Genomic DNA, 19,443 nt, shown 5'->3' on the forward strand with positions numbered 1-19,443 from the left:
CACAGGCGAACGGCGGCGATGGGCTGGGCTTTACCAATCGCCGCCGAACAAGGCAACTCAATATAAAGTTTTCTTTATGTCCTAATCGAAGAGGACCCGATATGCTAATCGGCGGGCCCCCGCGCTGCGACCTTCACCGGCTCATTATCGACTATTCTGCCTGAATTGCTTACTTTTCCTGCGACCGCCATCACCACATCGCAGCGTGCGCCGGACAGGTGCGGGCTGATCCCCGCCGCGTCGGCCAGTTCCAGCAACGCCGATCGCGTCGGCGGCAGGGCATTGGCCGCATCGGTGATCGACTGGAGATCGCGGCAGGCAAGGCCCTCCGCCCCCGCGCCATAGACATTGGCCAGCCCGGTGACATAATTGTCATAGGCGCCCAGCGCTCCCACCGGCCCCACTGCGGAACGGAAATGGTCGCGCAGTTCGTCATTCACCTGCGTCAGCGTATCGCGCTTTTCCCGAATGAAACGATTGTAGCCGGCCAGGAAATCGTTCCCCGTGGCCCGGCATCGTAGCGCCGACACCATCAGCATCATTTCGAAATCCCGGATTTGCGCCGCTTCCACCGCCGTTTGCTTCCAGCAGGTGGCGGCTGTCGCCGGCGCAAGCGGCATCGTGGCGGCGAGCGCCGCTGCGATCAGTTTCCTCATGGTTTGAACCCCCGTCCAATTGCCCGGGGATGAGGGTGCGCTCGCCCGATTGCCGGAATCTCAACGGCAAAGGTTAGCCGAATTTTACCGTAAACGGTTCAGTTACGTAAGGGAAACAAGCCGCCTCAACGGCCATATCCCATCACAGCACGAAAGAGGGTGGGTCAAGCCGACCCGGCGCCGCTGACCAGATGAGAGGCATCGACTCCGGCGGCGGCATAAGCCGCCGACCATTTCCGTGTCGCGGGTACATCGAACAGCAGTTCGGCGGTGCAGGCCGTTGGAAACCAGCTTTCTCCGCTCATCTCCTCGTCGAGCTGGCCCGCTCCCCACCCGGCATAGCCCAAGGCGACGAGATAGCGACTCGGTCCCCTGCCCTCCGCAATGGCCTTCAGGATTTCGAGCGAGCCGGACAGGCCCCACCCTTCGCCCACCTCGACCATGTCATGGCCGGTCCAGTCGAGCGAATGCAGTACGAAGCCGCGCCGCGGTTCGACCGGTCCGCCGCGCAACACCGGCAGGTCCGGAACGTCGCCCGGCTCGATATCGAAGCTCTCCAATAGTTCGTGCAGGCTGACGCCGTCGATCTCGTCGCTGACGGCGATGCCCAGCGCGCCGTTTTCATCATGCACGCACATGGCGATGACGGAATGATCGAAACGCATGTCCTCCATGCCCGGCAGGGCGAGCAGGAACTGGCCGGCGTAAGAGCGCGCAGTGGTCATGGCGCGACTATACGCCCCCTGGCGTCTTTGCCAATGGCGGCCTGTCGCTTTGGCAAGGCGGCGTGCCATATTCCTTGACCGCCCCCTTGACAGGAAGGCGCCCCGCGCCAACTTGCGCGGCGTCCAAAAAGGCCAGGAGACAGGAAATGACCATTTCGAAGGGTGATCGCATCCCCAGCACCACTTTCGTCAAGATGACCGAGAACGGCCCTGAAAAGGTAGCGTCGGACGAGTATTTCGCGGGCCGCACGATCGCGCTCTTCTCAGTGCCGGGCGCTTTCACGCCGACCTGCTCGGCGCGCCATCTGCCGGGCTTCGTCGACAAGGCGGCGGATATCAAGGGCAAGGGCGTGGACGAAATCGCCTGCACCGCCGTCAATGACGCCTTCGTGATGGGCGCCTGGGGCAAATCCGCCAATGCCGATGGCAAGGTCACGATGCTGGCGGACGGCAACGGCGATTTCGCCAAGGCCGTGGGCCTCACCATGGACGGCAGCGGTTTTGGCATGGGCACGCGCGGGCAACGTTTCTCGATGATCGTCAAGGACGGCGTGGTATCCGAACTCAATGTCGAGGCACCGGGCGATTTCAAGGTTTCGTCGGCCGACTATCTGCTGGAACAGATCTGATTTTGGGGGATGCGCGTCCGCTGTTGGGGCGCGCATCTTTCTTCCGTCATATAAAAGCGTTACCACATGTCGATGACAAGAAGCATCGGCAGTGCCATCGTCGCCGAACTCGACGACATCTATCGGAAATCCATCGAAAACCTGCGCGAGGCCATGCGCGCCTATGCCCGCGACGGCAGCGTCCCGCCGCCCGAGGCTGCGCGCGACAGGCGTTTCTGCTATCCCGAATTGCGGATCACCCATCATGCGGAAACCGACGCGCCTCCGCCCGGACGATCCTTCGCACGCCTGTCGAAACCCGGCCAATATGTCACCACGGTGACGCGGCCCGCCATGTTCGCGGAATATCTGGCCGAGCAGATCGACCTGCTGGTCCGTGACTATGGCGTGGAAGTCGAAACCGCGATCAGCGATCAGCAGATCCCCTTTCCCTATGTGCTGGACGGGCTGGACATCAGCGCGCTGGACGGCACGCCCCCGACCGAACTGGCACGCCACTTCCCCGCCACCGAACTGGCCGAGATCGGGGACGAAATCGCTGACGGCCTGTTCGCGCCGGATGCGGAGGGCGAACGCCCGCTCGCCCTGTTCGATGGCCTGCGCACGGATTTTTCGCTCGCCCGGCTGAAACATTATACCGGCACCCCTGCCGATCATGTGCAGCGCTATATCCTGTTCACCAACTATCACCGCTATGTGGACGAGTTCGTCTCCTGGGCCTGCGCCGAACTGCAACGGCCGGACAGCCGCTATACCGCGCTTTCCGGTGCGGGTGGGGTCTATGTGACCCCCGAAACCGCCGACCCTGCGCAGATGATCGCGGACAGCGCCTGGCGGAAGCATCAGATGCCCGCCTATCACCTGATCGCGCCGGATCGCAGCGGCATCACCCTCGTCAATATCGGTGTCGGCCCGTCCAATGCGAAGACGATCTGCGATCATCTGGCGGTGGTGCGGCCGGAGGCGTGGCTGATGATCGGCCATTGCGGCGGCCTGCGCCCCAGCCAGCGGATCGGCGACTATGTGCTGGCCCACGCCTATCTGCGCGACGATCATGTGCTGGACGAGATGCTGCCGCCGGAAATTCCGGTCCCCGCCATTGCGGAGGTTCAGGTCGCCCTCGCCAAAGCGGCGGAAGCCGTTCTTGGAGGCAGCGACCGGGAGGATTTCAAGAGGCGCCTGCGCACCGGCACGGTCGTCACGACCGACGATCGGAACTGGGAACTACGCTATTCCAGCTCGGCCCTGCGCTTCAGCCTGTCGCGCGCGGTCGGCATCGACATGGAGTCGGCCACCATCGCCGCACAGGGCTACCGCTTCCGCGTGCCCTATGGCACGCTGCTCTGCGTGTCGGACAAGCCGATCCATGGCGAACTCAAGCTGCCGGGCCAGGCGAACCGCTTCTATGAGGAAGCGATTGCGGGACATCTTCGCGTCGGTCTCACGACCTGCGAACTGCTGCGCCAGGAAGGACCCAAATTGCACAGCCGCAAGCTGCGCGCCTTCAACGAACCCCCGTTCCGGTAAGTGCGATAGGCTCCTGCAAAGGCAGGAGCGAATGGTGGTTCAAGCCGTCAGGAAATCCACCATCGCCTGCCCCAGCTCCTTGCGGGTCACCGCATTCATGTGATTGCCGGGAACCTCGACATAGCGGCCATGAGGCAGCACATCGGCCAGTTCCTGCGCAACCCCATTATCGCGATCGTCCGCGCCACAAATCACGTCGACCGGCTGCTGGAATCCGGCAATGACCTCTTTCGGCGTATCGACGAAGGTATTGAGGATATGCAGCATGGCCACCGGATCGCCCTTGGTGGTCTTGAGAAAGGCCTCCGTCATCCATTCGGACGTACCGCGTTCGAAGGTGCCGAGGTTGGTCAGGACATTGCGATAATAGCCGCCATTGTCGAGCGTCTGAACCAGCCCACGCAAGCCCATGCCCGCCAGGATCACCTTTCGCGGCGCAGCGCCCCGCGCCAGCATCCGTACCGTCGTCCGCGCTCCCAGCGAATAGCCGCCGAGGTCGTAATCGGTCAGGCCAAGCTGTTCGACCAGCGCCAACCCATCCTCGGTCAGCGCATCGGGCGGATAGGCGGCTGCGTCATGGGGCTTGCCGCTTTCGCCATGCCCGCGCAGGTCCGGCAGGATCAATCGGAAACCCGCCTCGACCAACTTCGCGGCATGGCCGTAGCGTATCCAGTTGGTCCAGGCGTTGGAGAAATAGCCGTGGATCAGCACCAGATCACGCCCTTCTCCCGCCACATGCACCGCGATCGGTAGCCCACCCAGCCCCTTGATCTCCAGTTTTTCCAGCGGCAGGTCCGACACGGGCGATACTCCTTGGGGCTAGAGCATGTTCCGATTAGATTGAACCGGAACATGCTCTCATCTTCTTTGTTTGCCATGATTTCCGAGCCGTGAGATGTTCCATCTCACTTGAAATCACTATAATCAGCCTCCGCCGATATGGCTTCCACCCGCCCTTGTCGAGTGGCAGCAAGCCACATCAACGCCAGCGCGCTGCCGGCTTGCGCCGCCGCCATGTCCTTCTGCGGGTCCCACATGTCGCCCTGCTGGCCGTTATACCAGTCCGCCGTCTGCCCAGCCGCGACCACGCTCAACAGCCATTCGAAAATCTCGTAAAGCGCGCCCACGAAACCGACCGCCGCAAAGGCAAAGGCCAGGCTCCAGCCCATCCGCATGGCGCCGTAACGCCGTGCCGCTTCCGCGAAAGGCGCGGTCAGCAGGGCGCCGAAGGCGAAGTGCACCAACCGGTCGTAACCGTTGCGCGCAAAGCCGAACATGCCGGAAATATCATGCCCGCTCACGGCCCGCGCCCAGCTGTCATAGGGCACATAGGAATAGATGTAGCGTCCGCCCAAAGTGTGCAGCAGCAGGAAAAGGAGGATGCACCCGACAACGCCGTTGGACAGGGGCCAACGGCGCAGCAGCCATGGCGCGGCCAAGGCCAGCAGGACGGTCGGCCCATGCTGGAGCGGCGCAAGTTCGGGATAGGGCTGATCGATGTTGGCGGCGGCGATGGCCGCGATCAGAAGAAGGATCATCCGGCGCTGCGCGACTGGAACCGCTTTCCAGACGGACGCAGCGCCGGAGATCATTTAAAAGGCCTCAGCCCTTCTTCAGATGACGGCGGCCCAGCAGTTCCGCGATCTGCACGGCGTTGAGCGCCGCACCCTTGCGCAGATTGTCGCTGACGCACCAGAGGTTCAGGCCATTGTCGATGGTCGAATCCTCGCGCACGCGGCTGACGAAGGTGGCATAGTCGCCCACGCATTCGACGGGGGTGACGTAACCGCCATCCTCGCGCTTGTCGACGAGCATCACGCCCGGCGCTTCACGCAGGATGTCCTGCGCTTCCTTGGCCGAGATTTCCTTCTCGAACTCGATGTTCAGTGCCTCGGAATGACCCACGAACACCGGCACCCGCACGCAGGTCGCCGTGACCTTCACCTTCGGATCGAGGATCTTCTTGGTCTCCGCGACCATCTTCCACTCTTCCTTGGTCGAACCATCGTCCAGGAAGACGTCGATGTGCGGGATCACGTTGAAGGCGATTTGCTTGGTGAACTTCTTGGGCTCCGCCGGATCGCCGACGAAGATGTTGCGCGATTGCTCGAACAACTCGTCCATGCCTTCCTTGCCCGCGCCGGAAACCGACTGGTAAGTGGCGACGACGACGCGCTTGATCGTCGCGGCGTCGTGCAAGGGCTTGAGCGCCACGACCATCTGCGCGGTCGAGCAGTTCGGGTTAGCGATGATGTTCTTCTTCTTGTACCCGTCGATGGCGTCCGGGTTCACTTCGGGCACGATCAGCGGCACATCCGGGTCCATACGGTAGAGCGACGAATTGTCGATCACCACGCAGCCGGCCGCCGCCGCCTTGGGCGCATATTCGGCCGTCGGGCCGGAGCCGGCGGCGAACAGGGCGATGTCCCAGCCGGTGAAGTCGAAATGCTCGATATTCTTGCATTTGAGCGTCTTGCCAGTGTCACCGAAATCGATTTCAGTGCCCTGCGACCGGGGCGAGGCAACCGCCGCGATCTCGTCAATAGGGAACTCGCGTTCGGCGAGAATGGTCAGCATCTCGCGGCCCACATTACCGGTGGCACCAACGACGACGACCTTATAGCCCATGACTTAACACTCCACTCCATGCACAAATGCGGAAGTGGGCGCCATAGCGGCATTGCGCGGTTTGTCCAGCGCCAAGCCATTTATTGCGCGAAAGCGCAGCTTTCCGCGCCCGGCATTGCCGCGAACGTCAATCCGCGGCAACCTGCCTGCGCGCTATTGGGCGGGCGTTTCCGGCGCGGTGCCATGCCGGGCCAGGAAATCCTCGATCGTGTGCCACAGATGCACGCTGATACCCGGCCCGCCCACGCGATGGGTCTGGCCCGGATAGACCATCATCTCGAACGGCACGGCGGCGCCCTGCATTTTCGCCATCAGCGCCGTCGAATTGTCGAACACCACATTGTCGTCGGACATGCCGTGGATCAGCAGCAGCGGGTCCTTGATCTTCACCGCCTCATCCACCGCGCCGGAGCCGGGATAGGCGCTCGGCTTTTCCTGCGGCCGACCCAGATAACGCTCGGTATAATGGGTGTCGTACAGTTCCCATTTCGTCACCGGCGCGCCTGCCACCGCCGCCGAGAACACACCCGGCGCCTTCTCCAAAAGCTTCAGCGACATATAGCCGCCATAGGACCAGCCATAGGTCGCGATCCGCCTGGGATCGACATAGGGCTGGGCCTTGAGCCAGTTGACGCCCGCCAACTGGTCCTCCACCTCGACTGTGCCCATGGCATGGTAGATATGGTCCTCAAACGCCTTGCCGCGATCGGGCGTACCCCGATTGTCGACGACGAAGACGATCCATCCCCTGTCCACCAGATATTGGTAGATGGGCGATCCCCATGAGTTGGTGACCTGCCGCCCCGTGCCCGGCCCGCCATAATGCAGCATGAAGACGGGATAGCGCTTTCCGGCCTCCAGTTGGGGCGTCATGATGCGGGTATAGAGCGTCGATCCGTCCGCCGCCTTGATGGTGCCGAACTTGGTCTTCGCATGGCTGGCGAGATAGGGCGCGTAAGGATGGTCGCCCACCATCGCATTCTCCGACAGCCATTGCACTTGCTTGCCCGCGCTGTCGGCCAGATAGACCTGTTTGGGCTGATCCGTATTGCTGCGCGCGACGACGATGCGGCTCGCGGCGCTGTCCATCACCGCGTCATTCCACCAGCCGGTCGAGGTCAACTGCCGGAGCGGCCCGGCCTTGGCGAGCGATGTCACATAAAGCTGCTGCTCCAGCGGCGTTTCCCTGTTGCCGGTGAAATAGACAAGGCCCTTCCCCTCATCCACGCCCACCACGTCGCGCACTTCCCAGTCGCCGCCGGTAAGCGCCGTCCATTTGCCGCCCCGCACATGATAGAGGTGGCCATGGCCGGTCCTTTCCGACCACCAGAGGAAGCTGCCGTCCTTCAAGGCATGGAAATTGTTGCTGAGGTTGATCCAGCTCTTCGCCTTTTCGGTCAGGATCACCTTGCTCACGCCGGTCGCCGGATCGACGGCCAGCAGGTCCAGCCTCTTCTGGTCCCGGCTTTCCCGCTGGACATAGAGCGTCCTGCCGTCCTTCGACCAGTCGACGCGGGCGAGATAGACATCCCCGTCCGTGCCCAGGTCGACCTTCACCTGCGCCCCGCCCTCCGGCTTCATGACATAAAGGTCGACCAGCGCATTGGGCGTACCGGCGGCCGGATAGCGCTGCTCATAGACCTTGGTGCCCTCCCCGCCGATCGCCGTGCGGGTGACGATGCCGATCGGGCCTTCATCGACGCGGGCGACGGCGATCTGCTTGTCGTCGGGCGACCACCAATAGCCGGTACGCCGGTCCATTTCCTCCTGGGCGACGAACTCCGCGACGCCCCAGCTCACCGTATCGCTGGCGCCCTGCGTCAGTTGCTTTTCCGTCCCGCCCATAGACTGCACGAAGAAATTGCCGCCACGCACGAAGGACACATAGCCGCCCTTGGGACTGACCACGCCGTTCAGTTCGCCGTCGGGCGTATCGGTGAGCCGCGAGACCTTGCCGTCCAGCCCGGCCAGATAGAGATCGCCATCGACGGGTACGAGAATGGACTTGCCGTCCGGCGCCCAGTCATAGCTGACGATGCCGGTGCTGCCCGCAACCGATCGATCCCGCTCCCGCTGCATCTTCTCCGCTTCGGAGAGTTCCGCGCCGCTGCCGGTCTTCTTCGAATCGACCAGCATCCGTTCCGCGCCGGTCGAGGTGTCGACGGCCCAGAGGTCCAGCCTCTCCTTCTCGTCCTTGCGGGGCTTGAGCAAGGTCACCAGCCTGCCGTCGGGCGAAAGCTTCAACGCGCGCGGTTGCGGCCCCGACAGGTCCGGGCTGGCAAAAACCCGTTCCAATGTAAGCTTTTCCTGTGCCTGAGCGGAAAGGCTCAAAAGCAGCGCGCCCACCGCGGCACCGCATTTCAGATATGGCGACATGATCTTCCCTTGCTGGCTCGCGGCGCATGGAAACGCCGCGTCACATGCGCCCGGAATTAGCGCGACGCAGATGAAAAGATCAATGTTGGGAAATAATATTTCTCCGCCATGATCGCCCGGATCATGGTGGGCGCGACAGGGATTGAACCTGTGACCCCACCCGTGTGAAGGGTGTGCTCTACCGCTGAGCTACGCGCCCCCTGTAAGGAGGAGGCGGCCATTGGCATCCACCGCGCGCCCTGTCAAGCGCCCCGCCAACCTAATTTCCGAAAATGGACTTATTCGCGTCAAGCGCGTTATAATCGATACGCTATCAAAAGGAGTGCATATCCCATGCGTCAAACCGTCGCCCTTGTCATTGCAGGGCTGCTTCTTTCCTCGCTCGCAGCCTGCAACACCGTGAAAGGTGCCGGCCGGGACATCGAATCCGTCGGCCGCGCCGGAGAAAAAGCGATCAACTGATCGGGTTTGATGACCGGATCATTGGAGGATGCGGCTGGTGACGCCGGCCGCATTCTTCTCCAAACTCACGCCGTCGCAATCCGGTTCGCCGCAATCGCAGGCGGCAATGGTGTAGCGCACACCGCACATGACCAGCCCCTCCTGGTCGAAGGAATAGTTGGATATTCCGGCACGCTCGACCTTTTCCTGCGCCCTGGCTCTCAACAGCCGGTCTACGAGGGTCATGCTCTTACCTCTCTGCAACATGCGTGAATGATTGTTGCTGCGTTGCACAATGTCAATCGAGGCAAGTTGGTTCCTGAACGAATTGAAATAAATCTGTCCAGAAAATGACACGATCCGGCGCTTAGGAGCATGGTGCTTGCACGCTGCTTTCATCGCTCCCATATGCCGGGCCATGAACGACCAACGCTCCCATTCCATGCCGGTCTGGCATGGCACGACCATCATGTCGGTACGCAAGAACGGAAAGGTGATCGTGGCCGGTGACGGCCAGGTCTCCATGGGCCAGACGGTGATGAAGCCCAATGCCCGCAAGGTCCGCCGCCTCCATGACGGCTCCGTCATCGGCGGTTTCGCGGGTGCCACGGCAGACGCCTTCACCCTGTTCGAAAGGCTGGAGGCCAAGCTGGAACGGCATAATGGCCAGCTCATGCGTGCCGCCGTCGAACTTGCCAAGGACTGGCGGACCGACAAATATCTCCGCAATCTCGAAGCCATGATGATCGTCGCGGACAAGGAAGTGACGCTGATCCTGACCGGCAATGGCGATGTGCTGGAACCGGTCGCCCACCCCCAGGGCACCGTCGCAGCCATCGGTTCGGGCGGCAATTTCGCCCTCGCCGCCGCCCGTGCGCTGGTGGAATATGAGGAAGATGCCGAGACCCTCGCCCGCAAGGCGATGAAGGTGGCGGCGGAAATCTGCGTCTACACCAACGACCAGCTCGTCGTGGAAGAGCTGGAAAGCGTGAACTGAACCCTTTTTCCGGAAATTTGCCGAACATCATGAACGACAACCTGACCCCCAAAGCCATTGTCGCCGCGCTGGACGCGCACATCATCGGCCAGGCGGACGCCAAGCGCGCCGTCGCCGTGGCGTTGCGCAACCGCTGGCGCCGCCAACGCCTCTCCGCCGACCTGCGTGACGAGGTGACGCCCAAGAACATCCTGATGATCGGCCCCACGGGCTGCGGCAAGACGGAGATCAGCCGCCGCCTTGCCAAGCTGGCCGATGCGCCCTTCGTGAAGGTGGAAGCGACCAAGTTCACCGAAGTCGGCTATGTCGGCCGCGACGTGGAGCAGATCGTCCGCGATCTGGTCGAGGAAGCGGTGCGCCTGGAACGCGACCGCCGCCGGGAAGCCGTGCGCGAAGCCGCCTCCGAGGCCGCCATGGCCCGCCTGCTCGACGCGCTGACCGGCAAGGAAGCGAGCGAGGCCACCCGCCTCTCCTTCCGCCAGCGGATCGAGAACAACCAGATGAACGATGTCGAGGTTGAGGTGGAAGTGACCGACAGTCCCTCCATGCCGATGGAAATCCCCGGCATGGGTGGCCAGATCGGCATGATCAACCTCAGCGACATGATGTCCAAGGCGTTCGGCCAGCAACAGAAGAAGCGGCGCAAGCTGCGCGTCGCCGAAGCCTGGGACAAGCTGGTCGAGGAGGAACAGGACAAAAGGCTGGACCAGGACGACGTCGCCCGCGTCGCCATCACCAGCGCCGAGCAGAACGGCATCGTCTTCCTCGACGAGATCGACAAGATCGCCGTCAGCGACGTGCGTGGCGGATCGGTCAGCCGTGAAGGCGTGCAGCGCGACCTGTTGCCGCTGATCGAGGGTACGACGGTCTCGACCAAATATGGCCCGCTCAAGACCGACCATATCCTGTTCATAGCCTCGGGCGCCTTCCATGTGGCGAAGCCCAGCGACCTGCTGCCCGAGCTGCAAGGCCGCCTGCCGATCCGCGTCGAACTGAAGGCGCTGACCGAGGATGACTTCGTGTCGATCCTCTCCGACACCAAGGCGAGCCTTGTCGCGCAATATCGCGCGCTGCTGGCGACCGAGGGCGTCACCATCGACCTGACGTCCGACGGCATCCGCGCGGTGGCGAAGATCGCGGCGGAGGTGAACGGCGAGGTCGAGAATATCGGCGCCCGCCGGCTTCAGACGGTGATGGAAAAGCTGCTGGAGGATGTGAGCTTCGACGCCGAAGATCGTCAGGGCGAAACCCTGGTGGTCGACGCCGCCTATGTCGACAAGCAACTGTCGTCCGTCGCGCGGAACACCGACCTCAGCAAATATGTGCTGTAAGGGCGAACCTGGCCCTTATTAACGCCGTGTTCCTGCGCAGGCAGGAACCCAGTTCAAACGCCGGGACTGGGTTCCTGCCTGCGCAGGAACACGGAGCGTATTAACAGACGCCTCTGTCAATCAAGTGAAGTCGGGAATGGTCCCGACTCCACCTACTGATTAAAAGTCAGTAGCTCCGCCCCACCAACACCCGCTCCACCGCCTTCTCGCCGGTGAACACACACAGCCCATCCGCCGCTTCCGCATCGGTCGGCACATTGCGCAGCGTCAGCTTCTCGCCCTTCAGCCACTCAATCACCTTGTCGAGCGCCGCGCCCGTCGGCTTGGCCCACTGCACCAAAGCCCAACCCGGCTTCTTGCTCGCTTCGAAATAGGCCTTGAGCGCATCGAGTGACGCAATCGACTTGTCGATATTGCCGTGCAACCGTGCCTGCGCATCCGCGAACAGCGCCTGCTGGATCTCCTCCAACTTCCCGGTCGCACCCGCAACGAAATCACCTTTCGCCACGATCTGGCTGTCGAGCTTGCCATCCTCGCGATAGAGCCGGTCGCGGCGGATGACGGACACATTGCCGCCCGCCACATCGCGTCCGCCAACCTCGATCACGATCGGCGCGCCCTTCTTCACCCAGCCCCAACGCTTGTTGGCAGCCTTGGCCGGGCGACGATCCAGCAACGCGCGAACCGGCTCGCGGAACACGTCCAGCTTGTTCAACTCCGTCACCAGATCACCGCAATAAGCCAGGATCGCCGCATCCTCGTCATTGTCGCGCAGCATCGGCACGACGACGACTTGATAGGGCGCCACACGCGGCGGCACGCGCAGACCGTCATCATCGCCATGCACCATGATCAGGCCGCCGATCATCCGCGTCGACACGCCCCAGCTCGTCGTCTGCGCCAGTTCCTGCTGCCCTTCGGCATTCTGGAACTTGATATTCTGTGCCTGCGAGAAGGTCGTGCCCAGGAAGTGCGAAGTCCCCGCCTGCAACGCCTTGCCATCCTGCATCATCGCCTCGATGGAATAGGTCGCGACCGCTCCGGGAAAGCGCTCATTCTCCGGCTTCTCGCCCGCGATGACGGGAAGCGCCACGCACTCCTCGGCAAAGCTGCGATAGACTTCCAGCATCTTCATCGTCTCTTCCATCGCCTCATCGACGGTGGCGTGCGCCGTATGCCCCTCCTGCCAGAGGAACTCGGCGGTGCGCAGGAACATGCGGGTCCGCATTTCCCAACGGACGACATTGGCCCACTGGTTGATCAGTACCGGCAGGTCGCGCCAGCTCTGCACCCAGCGGGAGAAAGCCGCGCCGATCACCGTTTCCGAAGTCGGGCGAACCACCAGCGGTTCCTCCAGCTTCGCCTCGGGATCGGGCACCAGCCGCCCATCCTTCTGGATCAGCCGATGATGGGTGACGACCGCCATTTCCTTGGCGAAGCCGTCGACATGCTCGGCTTCCTTCTCGAAATAGCTAAGCGGGATGAACAGCGGGAAATAGCAATTCTCGTGGCCGGTCGCCTTGATGCGCTCGTCCAGCAGTTTCTGCATGCGTTCCCAGATGCCATAACCCCATGGCCGGATGACCATGCAGCCCCGCACGCCGCTTTCCTCGGCCATGTCGGCTTCGGAAATGACGGCCTGATACCAGGCGGCGAAATCCTGTTCGCGGGTAACGGAAAGGGCGTGCTTCACGGGATCGACCTTAAAATTTCGAATGGATGGCGCGCCATAGGCCAAGCGCGCCCTCCCTGTCGACTCCCAAGGATAGCCGGAAGCGCGGCTTAGCTCAGCTTGTCGATCTTCGCGTTGAGCGCGGCAAGCTGCGCCTTCAACTCAGCAATCTCGTCATCCTTGGCCTCTTCGGAAGCGGACGACGGCGTGGGCGTGGGCGTGGGTGCGGCCATTCCCGGCATGCCCGGCATGCCCGTTCCAAAGGCGCTCGCCGCCGCCTCGAACATCTGCATGTTGCGCTTGGCGATCTCGGCCAGCGGGCCTCCGCCGAAGGCTCCCTTCATGGCTTCCTGGAACTGCTGCTGGTTCTTGCGGAACGCATCCATCGACGCTTCCAGATATTGCGGCACCATGGACTGCATGGAATCGCCGTACATGGCGATCAGCTGGCGCAGGAAGTTGACGGGCAGCATGTTCTTGCCGCGCTGCTCCTCCTCCATGATGATTTGCGTCAGGACATTATGCGTGATGTCCTCTCCGGTCTTCGCATCGACGACAACGAACTCCCGCCCCTCGCGAGTCATCTGCGACAAAAGATCCAGCGTGATGTAGCTCGACGTTTCTGTGTTATAGAGCCGCCTGTTAGCGTACTTCTTGATAACGACCGGTTCGGATTCGTTCGCGGTCTTAGATTTGGCCATGGATACCTCTCCCACACCTGCATTTTCCGCATTAGCACAGCAATATGCCGCGTCGCAACATGGGCCGCGGCCCTTACCCCTTTTTCTCAATATTTTATGGCGAGAAACGCAGGGCGATCCCGAACTGCGAAAGCGCGCTTTCCAGGGTTTGCGGAAATATCAAGAGGCTAGGCGTCCCGTGCGCGCCCCAGCCCCGCCCGCTTTCGCATCCGCGGGCAGCGCGAAACTGATCCGATATGGCACGGAAAACGGGCGCGCGCCGGTGGTGTTCGTGCCCTCGCTGATCAACCCGCCGCATGTGCTGGACCTGTCGCCCGGCCGGTCCATGCTGCGCCATATGAGTGCAGCAGGGCACGACGCCTATCTGGTGGATTGGGGCACCCCGGCACAGGATGATGGTACGCTGGGCCTGGACCGCCACGTGACGGAGCGGCTGTTGCCAATGCTGGACCGGTTGCCGCGCGATCCGATCCTGGTGGGCTATTGCCTGGGCGGAAATCTGGTGATCGGCGCTGCAACATTGCGGAAAGCCAGGGCCGTTTCGACCATCGCCGCCCCCTGGAATTTCGAAGGCATCCCGCCTGCGGACCGCGAGCATATCGGTGCCCTGTGGCGCGGAGCGAAACCCATGTGCCAGCGCCTGGGCTATGTTCCGATGGAGGTACTGCAATCGGGCTTCTGGGCCATGGACCCGCATCGGACCATCCGCAAATATGCGGCCTTTGCCGAAATGGCCGCCGGATCAGACGAGGAGCACGCCTTCATGGCGGTTGAGGATTGGGCCAATGGCGGTCCTCCGCTCAGCTATGCGGCGGGGTGCGATCTGTTCGAAAAATTCTATGCTGCAAATGCGAGTGGACGGGGGCAATGGCGCATTGGCGACCGGTCGATCGATCCCGCCGGCCTGACTTGTCCAACGCTCTCAATCCGTTCCGCGAGCGATCGCATCGTGCCGGCGCAAGCCGCGCCGGAAATGGCGGAAGCACGGACATTGTCGCTCGGTCATGTCGGCATGATCGTCGGCGGAAACGCGCCACAGCAACTGTGGCACCCCCTGTCCCAATGGCTTTCCAGCCACGACGGATGATGATATGTGCGGCTGCGAAAACAACCACTGGAATTGAGGATCAAGGCTTTGTCAGACATCGTCATCACCGCCGCCAAGCGTACTGCCGTCGGCAGCTTCCTGGGCGCATTCGGGTCCACTCCGGCCCATGAACTTGGCCGCACGGCGATCGTCGCCGCTCTCGCCCAGGCCGGCGTCGCGCCCGAGGAAGTGGACGAGGTCATTCTGGGCCAGGTGCTTGCCGCTGGCCAGGGTCAGAACCCCGCGCGTCAGGCCGCCGTCAATGCGGGCATCCCGGTCGAGCGCACCGCCATCGGCCTCAACCAGCTTTGCGGCTCGGGCCTGCGCGCCGTGGCCTTGGCGGCACAGGCGATTCGTGCCGGTGACGCGCGCATCATGGTCGCGGGCGGCCAGGAAAGCATGTCGCTGGCGCCCCATGCCCAGTTTTTGCGCAGCGGCACCAAAATGGGTGCGGTCTCGCTGGTGGACACGATGATCCATGACGGCCTGACCGACGCCTTCAACAATTATCACATGGGCATCACCGCCGAAAATCTGGCCGAAAAATACCAGATCAGCCGCGAAGCGCAGGACGAGTTCGCCGTCGCCAGCCAGAACAAGGCCGAAGCGGCGCGCGCGTCGGGCCGGTTCAAGGACGAAATCGTCCCCGTCACGATCAAGGGCCGCAAGGGCGACACGATCGTCGACACCGACGAATATATCCGCGCCGGCGCCACGATCGAGGCGATGCAGGGCCTGCGCCCGGCCTTCAAGAAGGACGGCACCGTCACCGCGGCGAATGCCAGCGGCGTGAATGACGGCGCGGCCGCGCTGGTGGTGATGACCGCTGACGAAGCCGCGAAGCGCAATGCCGCGATACTCGGCCGTATCGCCGGCTTCGCGACCTGCGGCGTCGATCCGTCGATCATGGGCATCGGCCCCGCTCCGGCGACCCGCAATGCGCTGGCCAAGGCAGGCTGGACGCTGGCCGACCTCGACCTGATCGAGGCCAATGAAGCCTTCGCCGCGCAGGCGCTGGCCGTCGGCCAGGAATTGGGCTGGGATCCGTCGAAGGTCAATGTGAACGGCGGCGCGATCGCGATCGGCCACCCGATCGGCGCTTCGGGCGCTCGCGTGCTGACCACCCTGCTCTACGAAATGCAGAAGCGCGACGCCAAAAAGGGCCTCGCCACGCTCTGCATCGGCGGCGGCATGGGCGTTGCCATGTGCATCGAACGCTAAGCGAAGTTTCGACCGTAAAAAAGGCCGCCGGTCCATCAGGGATCGGCGGCCTTTTTTGGTTCAGTGCCAGATCCGGTCGAACCGCGCGCCTAATCCCGTCAGCAACTCATATTGCGACAGCCCCGAAATAGCGGCGGCTTCCTCCAAAGCATAATCGACGGTCAGCCAATCTCCCTCCGCCACTTCGGGCAGGCCGGACACATCCACCGCCGTCAGGTCCATCGACACCCGCCCGACCACCGGCAGGATCATATCCCCCACCCGCATCGACCCGCGCCCGGAAAATCCCCGCAAATAGCCGTCGGCATAGCCCAGGTTCAGCACGGCGATCTCCATATCCGCACTGGCGACATGGGTGGCATTATAGCCGATCGCATCGCCCGCCAGAACGCGGCGGCGTTGCAGAACCTGCGCTTGTGGAACCACGACCTGCCGGATGTGCCCCGCCGCCTCCCGGCGCGGGATGCCGCCATAAAGGGCTATGCCCGGCCGGGTCATGTCGAAGGCATAGGCATGCCCCAGACAGATACCGGCGCTGTTCGCCAGGCTGTAACGCGCCGCCGCCACGCTGTTTCGTAGCCCGGAAAAGCGCTCAAGCTGGCTCCGGCTGAGCGGCGTATCCTCATCGGCCGACGCCAGATGACTGAGCAATGTCACGATTTCAAGCCCCGCCACCTGCGCTCCGACATCGCCGCGCCAGTCGAGCCCCAGCCGGTTCATCCCCGTATCGACCATGACGTCGCAGGCCCCGCCACCGGCGCCTTTCCATCGCGCGACCTGGCTTTCCGTGCACAGGACCGGCCGGGCGCGCGAGTGCAGCGCCACCGCCATATCCTCCGCGCGCACGCCATGCAGCACCGACAGCGACACGCCCACATCGAGCAACGGCTCCAGAGCCATGGCCTCAGCCCAATTGGACACGAAGAAGTCGCGGCAGCCCGCTCCCAGCAACCGCCGCATCACCTCCGCAGCGCCCAGCCCATAGCCATTGGCCTTGATCGCCGCGCCGCAGGCAGCCGCGCCGCCCTGCCCCTTCAACCAATGCCAGTTGGACAGCAGCGCGTCTCCATCCAGGCGCAGACGCAACGGGGCCGAAAAATCAGTCATGCCCCAGCGGATAGCGCCCCACGGCGCCATCGTCGAGGCATCATGCCTCCAGCTTCGCGCCGCGCGTCTCGGGCAGGGCGACAAGGCAGGTCAGCAGCGCCGCCGCCACCACGGCGACGGTATACCACAGCCCCGCATAGGGATCGCCCGTCCTAGCCACGATATATTGGCTGACCAAAGGCAGGAAACCGCCAAAATAGCCGGTCCCGATATGATAGGGGATCGACAGCGAGCTATAGCGTATCCGCGCCGGAAAATATTCCGAAAGCAGCGCAGCCACCGGCCCATAGGTCGCCCCGGACAGCGTCCAGAGCAGCAGCAAGGCCAGGAACAGCAGTATCGCGCGCGGCCAGTCCGGCGTCACCGTCCCCGAATCATAACCCGCCGCCCTCAGCGCCGCGTCCAGCCCCCCGGCGCTCAGATCGCCGACCACCTTGCCGCCGATGCTGACCGATGGCGCGGCAGCCTCCCTCTTCTCATAAGCGATGCCGCGCTTGGAAAAATGGTCGAGCAGCTTGCCGCAGGCGGTCGGCTGGACCTTGGCGAAGGGATGGAAGCTGCAATCGGGACCGCTCACGACCACCGGCGCCTGCTTCGCCGTGCGATAGAGCGTCGGATTGGCCGTGCTCCCCATGAACTGGTAAAGCGGCATCAGCAGCAGGAGCACCAGCGCATAGCCGATGACGATGGGCTTCTTCCGTCCGATCCGGTCCGACAGCCAGCCGAAGAAAATGAAGGACGCGATCCCCGCAAAGGCGCTCCCGCCCACCAGCAACTGCGCCATACCGGGCGAGACATGCAGCCCGCTTTGCAGGAAATAGAGCGCCTGGAACATCGCCGTATAGGCAATGACGGTAAAGCCCGCGGCAATGCCGATCATCGCCACCAGCATGCGCCGCCTGTTACCGGGATAGGTGAACGCCTCCTTCAGCGGATTGCGCGATTGTCCGCCGGCCGCCTTCATCGCGGTGAAGACCGGGCTTTCGCGCAGCATCAGCCGCATCCAGAGCGAAATCGCCAGCAACGCCAGGGAGAAGATGAAGGGCAGGCGCCAGCCCCATGCCTCCCACGCCCCCTTGCCCACGATCGATTGCGTGCCCACGACGACGATCAGGGACAGGATGAAGCCGCCGATCACGCCCGCCTGGATGAAACTGGTGTAGAACCCCCTTTTCCCGGCAGGCGCATGTTCCGCGACATAGATGGCCGCGCCGCCATATTCGCCGCCCAGCGCCAGTCCCTGCGCGATCCGCAGCAGGATGAGGATGACCGGCGCCGCCACCCCGATGCTGGCGGCCGAAGGGGTCAGCCCCACACCCGCCGTCGCCGCGCCCATCAGGACGATGGTGGCCAGAAACGTGTATTTGCGGCCCCATCTGTCGCCGAGATAGCCGAACAATGCCGCACCCAGCGGCCGGAACCCGAATCCGATGGCAAAGCCCGCCAGCGAATAGAGCAGCTCGACGGTCGGATTGTCGGTCGGAAAGAAGGTCCGCCCGATGATCGGCGCAAGCACGCCGTAGATATAGAAATCATACCATTCGAACACGGTGCCCAGCGCGGACGCGGTGATGACCAGCCGGTCCCGCTTCGCATCCATCACATAGTCGCCGCCGACCGTCCCCTCGCTCATTCCACCCCCTGCCCGTGCGCCTCGTCCGGAGCCGTTCTAATGAAGTGCCCCGATCCGGCAAGCGGCATGACCGCAGCGATCGATATGGGTGAAATCGGACTTTCCCTCTCCCAACGGGAGAGGGAGGGAGCCGCGCAGCGGCGGAAGGATGAGGGCGAAAGGTGGCGTAAAGGGCCGCTCTCCCCTTCCCACTCGGCCGCAGCCAAGCGGACCCCTTCCTCCCCCTCTGGGAGAGGAGATATGTCCATTCCTGCCCAACAACGCCAACTGCTCAAAACAGCCGCGATCCATTCGGCACCGCCTTGTCCGGCGCAAACAGCATCACCGCGCCCGCCTCATCCGCGAACCCCAGCGTGAGCACTTCGGACAGATATTTCCCGATCTGGCGCGGCGGAAAATTGACGACGGCAGCCACCTGTCGTCCAGGCAGATCCCCCAGCGCATAATTTTCGGTGATCTGCGCGCTCGATTTCTTGCGGCCGATCCCCGGCCCGAAATCGATCAGCAGCTTGTAGGCCGGCTTGCGCGCCTCCGGATAGGCTTCCGCCGACAGGATCGTGCCGACGCGGATATCGACCTTCAGGAAATCGTCGAAGCCAATGGCCTCGCCGGCTGGCGAGTTGGGGTCATGATCCAGATGCATGCCCCATCACAGCATGTCCGCCGCGCAAGGAAAAGGCCTTATCCCTTCTCCTTGCACAGCGGCCTCGCG

General features: G+C 63.1%; 19 protein-coding genes and 1 tRNA gene. 7 read left to right on the plus strand and 13 right to left on the minus strand.

What is annotated here, in order from left to right; translation table 11 throughout:
- Positions 1-104: 104 nt before the first annotated feature.
- Both CAF53_RS15665 and CAF53_RS15670 read right to left on the minus strand, forming a co-directional pair.
- Positions 105-656 carry a hypothetical protein gene (locus tag CAF53_RS15665; RefSeq protein ID WP_197707425.1) on the minus strand — a complete coding sequence of 184 codons (552 nt, stop codon included), beginning with the start codon at positions 654-656 and terminating at the stop codon, positions 105-107.
- 164 nt (positions 657-820) lie between these two features.
- Positions 821-1,381 (minus strand): YqgE/AlgH family protein, encoded by a 561-nt coding sequence (locus CAF53_RS15670; RefSeq protein ID WP_046762843.1) that lies wholly within the window; start codon positions 1,379-1,381, stop codon positions 821-823.
- A gap of 146 nt (positions 1,382-1,527) precedes the next feature.
- Here CAF53_RS15670 and CAF53_RS15675 point away from each other — a divergent pair, with 146 nt between their 5' ends.
- Positions 1,528-2,010 carry a peroxiredoxin gene (locus CAF53_RS15675; RefSeq protein WP_046762844.1) on the plus strand — a complete coding sequence of 161 codons (483 nt, stop codon included), beginning with the start codon at positions 1,528-1,530 and terminating at the stop codon, positions 2,008-2,010.
- A 72-nt stretch (positions 2,011-2,082) separates the two neighbouring features.
- Entirely contained in the window at positions 2,083-3,537 is a 1,455-nt protein-coding gene (locus CAF53_RS15680; RefSeq protein ID WP_046763256.1) for an AMP nucleosidase, read from the plus strand.
- Between the two features lie 39 nt (positions 3,538-3,576).
- On the opposite strand, the gene CAF53_RS15685 is transcribed toward CAF53_RS15680, so the two are convergent.
- From CAF53_RS15685 to CAF53_RS15705, 5 genes are all read right to left on the minus strand, one after another.
- On the minus strand, positions 3,577-4,338 hold the full coding sequence (locus CAF53_RS15685) for an alpha/beta fold hydrolase (protein ID WP_046762845.1): 762 nt from the start codon (positions 4,336-4,338) through the stop codon (positions 3,577-3,579).
- 104 nt (positions 4,339-4,442) lie between these two features.
- Complete coding sequence (locus CAF53_RS15690; protein WP_100238559.1) at positions 4,443-5,129, minus strand: DUF2238 domain-containing protein; 687 nt, start codon at positions 5,127-5,129, stop codon at positions 4,443-4,445.
- Positions 5,130-5,139: 10 nt separating this feature from the next.
- Entirely contained in the window at positions 5,140-6,165 is a 1,026-nt protein-coding gene (locus tag CAF53_RS15695) for an aspartate-semialdehyde dehydrogenase (protein WP_046762847.1), read from the minus strand.
- Between the two features lie 153 nt (positions 6,166-6,318).
- Positions 6,319-8,541 carry a S9 family peptidase gene (locus CAF53_RS15700; RefSeq protein WP_100238560.1) on the minus strand — a complete coding sequence of 741 codons (2,223 nt, stop codon included), beginning with the start codon at positions 8,539-8,541 and terminating at the stop codon, positions 6,319-6,321.
- Between the two features lie 124 nt (positions 8,542-8,665).
- Positions 8,666-8,740 (minus strand) — tRNA-Val (locus tag CAF53_RS15705).
- A gap of 134 nt (positions 8,741-8,874) precedes the next feature.
- Between CAF53_RS15705 and CAF53_RS15710 the strand changes: the two genes are divergently transcribed.
- Positions 8,875-9,003, plus strand: coding sequence for an entericidin A/B family lipoprotein (locus CAF53_RS15710; RefSeq protein ID WP_013846709.1), 129 nt, complete (start codon positions 8,875-8,877; stop codon positions 9,001-9,003).
- Between the two features lie 18 nt (positions 9,004-9,021).
- Here the strand turns inward: CAF53_RS15710 and CAF53_RS15715 are convergent, their stop codons facing one another.
- A complete protein-coding gene (locus tag CAF53_RS15715) occupies positions 9,022-9,228 on the minus strand; it encodes a hypothetical protein (protein ID WP_046763264.1) in 207 nt (68 codons plus the stop codon).
- Between the two features lie 196 nt (positions 9,229-9,424).
- Between CAF53_RS15715 and hslV the strand changes: the two genes are divergently transcribed.
- Both hslV and hslU read left to right on the plus strand, forming a co-directional pair.
- Positions 9,425-9,979, plus strand: a complete 555-nt coding sequence (gene hslV, locus CAF53_RS15720; protein WP_100238561.1) for an ATP-dependent protease subunit HslV — start codon at positions 9,425-9,427, stop codon at positions 9,977-9,979.
- 29 nt (positions 9,980-10,008) lie between these two features.
- Positions 10,009-11,310, plus strand: a complete 1,302-nt coding sequence (gene hslU, locus CAF53_RS15725) for an ATP-dependent protease ATPase subunit HslU (RefSeq protein ID WP_100238853.1) — start codon at positions 10,009-10,011, stop codon at positions 11,308-11,310.
- Between the two features lie 166 nt (positions 11,311-11,476).
- Here the strand turns inward: hslU and proS are convergent, their stop codons facing one another.
- Positions 11,477-13,003 carry a proline--tRNA ligase gene (proS, locus tag CAF53_RS15730; protein WP_100238854.1) on the minus strand — a complete coding sequence of 509 codons (1,527 nt, stop codon included), beginning with the start codon at positions 13,001-13,003 and terminating at the stop codon, positions 11,477-11,479.
- Positions 13,004-13,092: 89 nt separating this feature from the next.
- Positions 13,093-13,683, minus strand: a complete 591-nt coding sequence (gene phaR, locus CAF53_RS15735) for a polyhydroxyalkanoate synthesis repressor PhaR (protein WP_100238562.1) — start codon at positions 13,681-13,683, stop codon at positions 13,093-13,095.
- Between phaR and CAF53_RS15740 the strand changes: the two genes are divergently transcribed.
- Both CAF53_RS15740 and CAF53_RS15745 read left to right on the plus strand, forming a co-directional pair.
- Positions 13,682-14,770, plus strand: coding sequence for an alpha/beta hydrolase (locus tag CAF53_RS15740; protein WP_100238563.1), 1,089 nt, complete (start codon positions 13,682-13,684; stop codon positions 14,768-14,770). The genes phaR and CAF53_RS15740 overlap by 2 nt on opposite strands.
- 48 nt (positions 14,771-14,818) lie before the next feature.
- Entirely contained in the window at positions 14,819-15,991 is a 1,173-nt protein-coding gene (locus CAF53_RS15745; protein WP_100238855.1) for an acetyl-CoA C-acetyltransferase, read from the plus strand.
- Between the two features lie 60 nt (positions 15,992-16,051).
- Here the strand turns inward: CAF53_RS15745 and alr are convergent, their stop codons facing one another.
- From alr to CAF53_RS15760, 3 genes are all read right to left on the minus strand, one after another.
- Positions 16,052-17,098, minus strand: a complete 1,047-nt coding sequence (alr, locus tag CAF53_RS15750) for an alanine racemase (RefSeq protein WP_100238856.1) — start codon at positions 17,096-17,098, stop codon at positions 16,052-16,054.
- A 40-nt stretch (positions 17,099-17,138) separates the two neighbouring features.
- Positions 17,139-18,731, minus strand: a complete 1,593-nt coding sequence (locus CAF53_RS15755; RefSeq protein WP_100238564.1) for an MFS transporter — start codon at positions 18,729-18,731, stop codon at positions 17,139-17,141.
- Between the two features lie 271 nt (positions 18,732-19,002).
- A complete protein-coding gene (locus tag CAF53_RS15760; protein ID WP_100238565.1) occupies positions 19,003-19,374 on the minus strand; it encodes a tRNA-binding protein in 372 nt (123 codons plus the stop codon).
- Positions 19,375-19,443: the final 69 nt, after the last annotated feature.

The organism is Sphingobium sp. LB126, assembly GCF_002795205.1.
Lineage (GTDB): Bacteria > Pseudomonadota > Alphaproteobacteria > Sphingomonadales > Sphingomonadaceae > Sphingobium > Sphingobium chungbukense.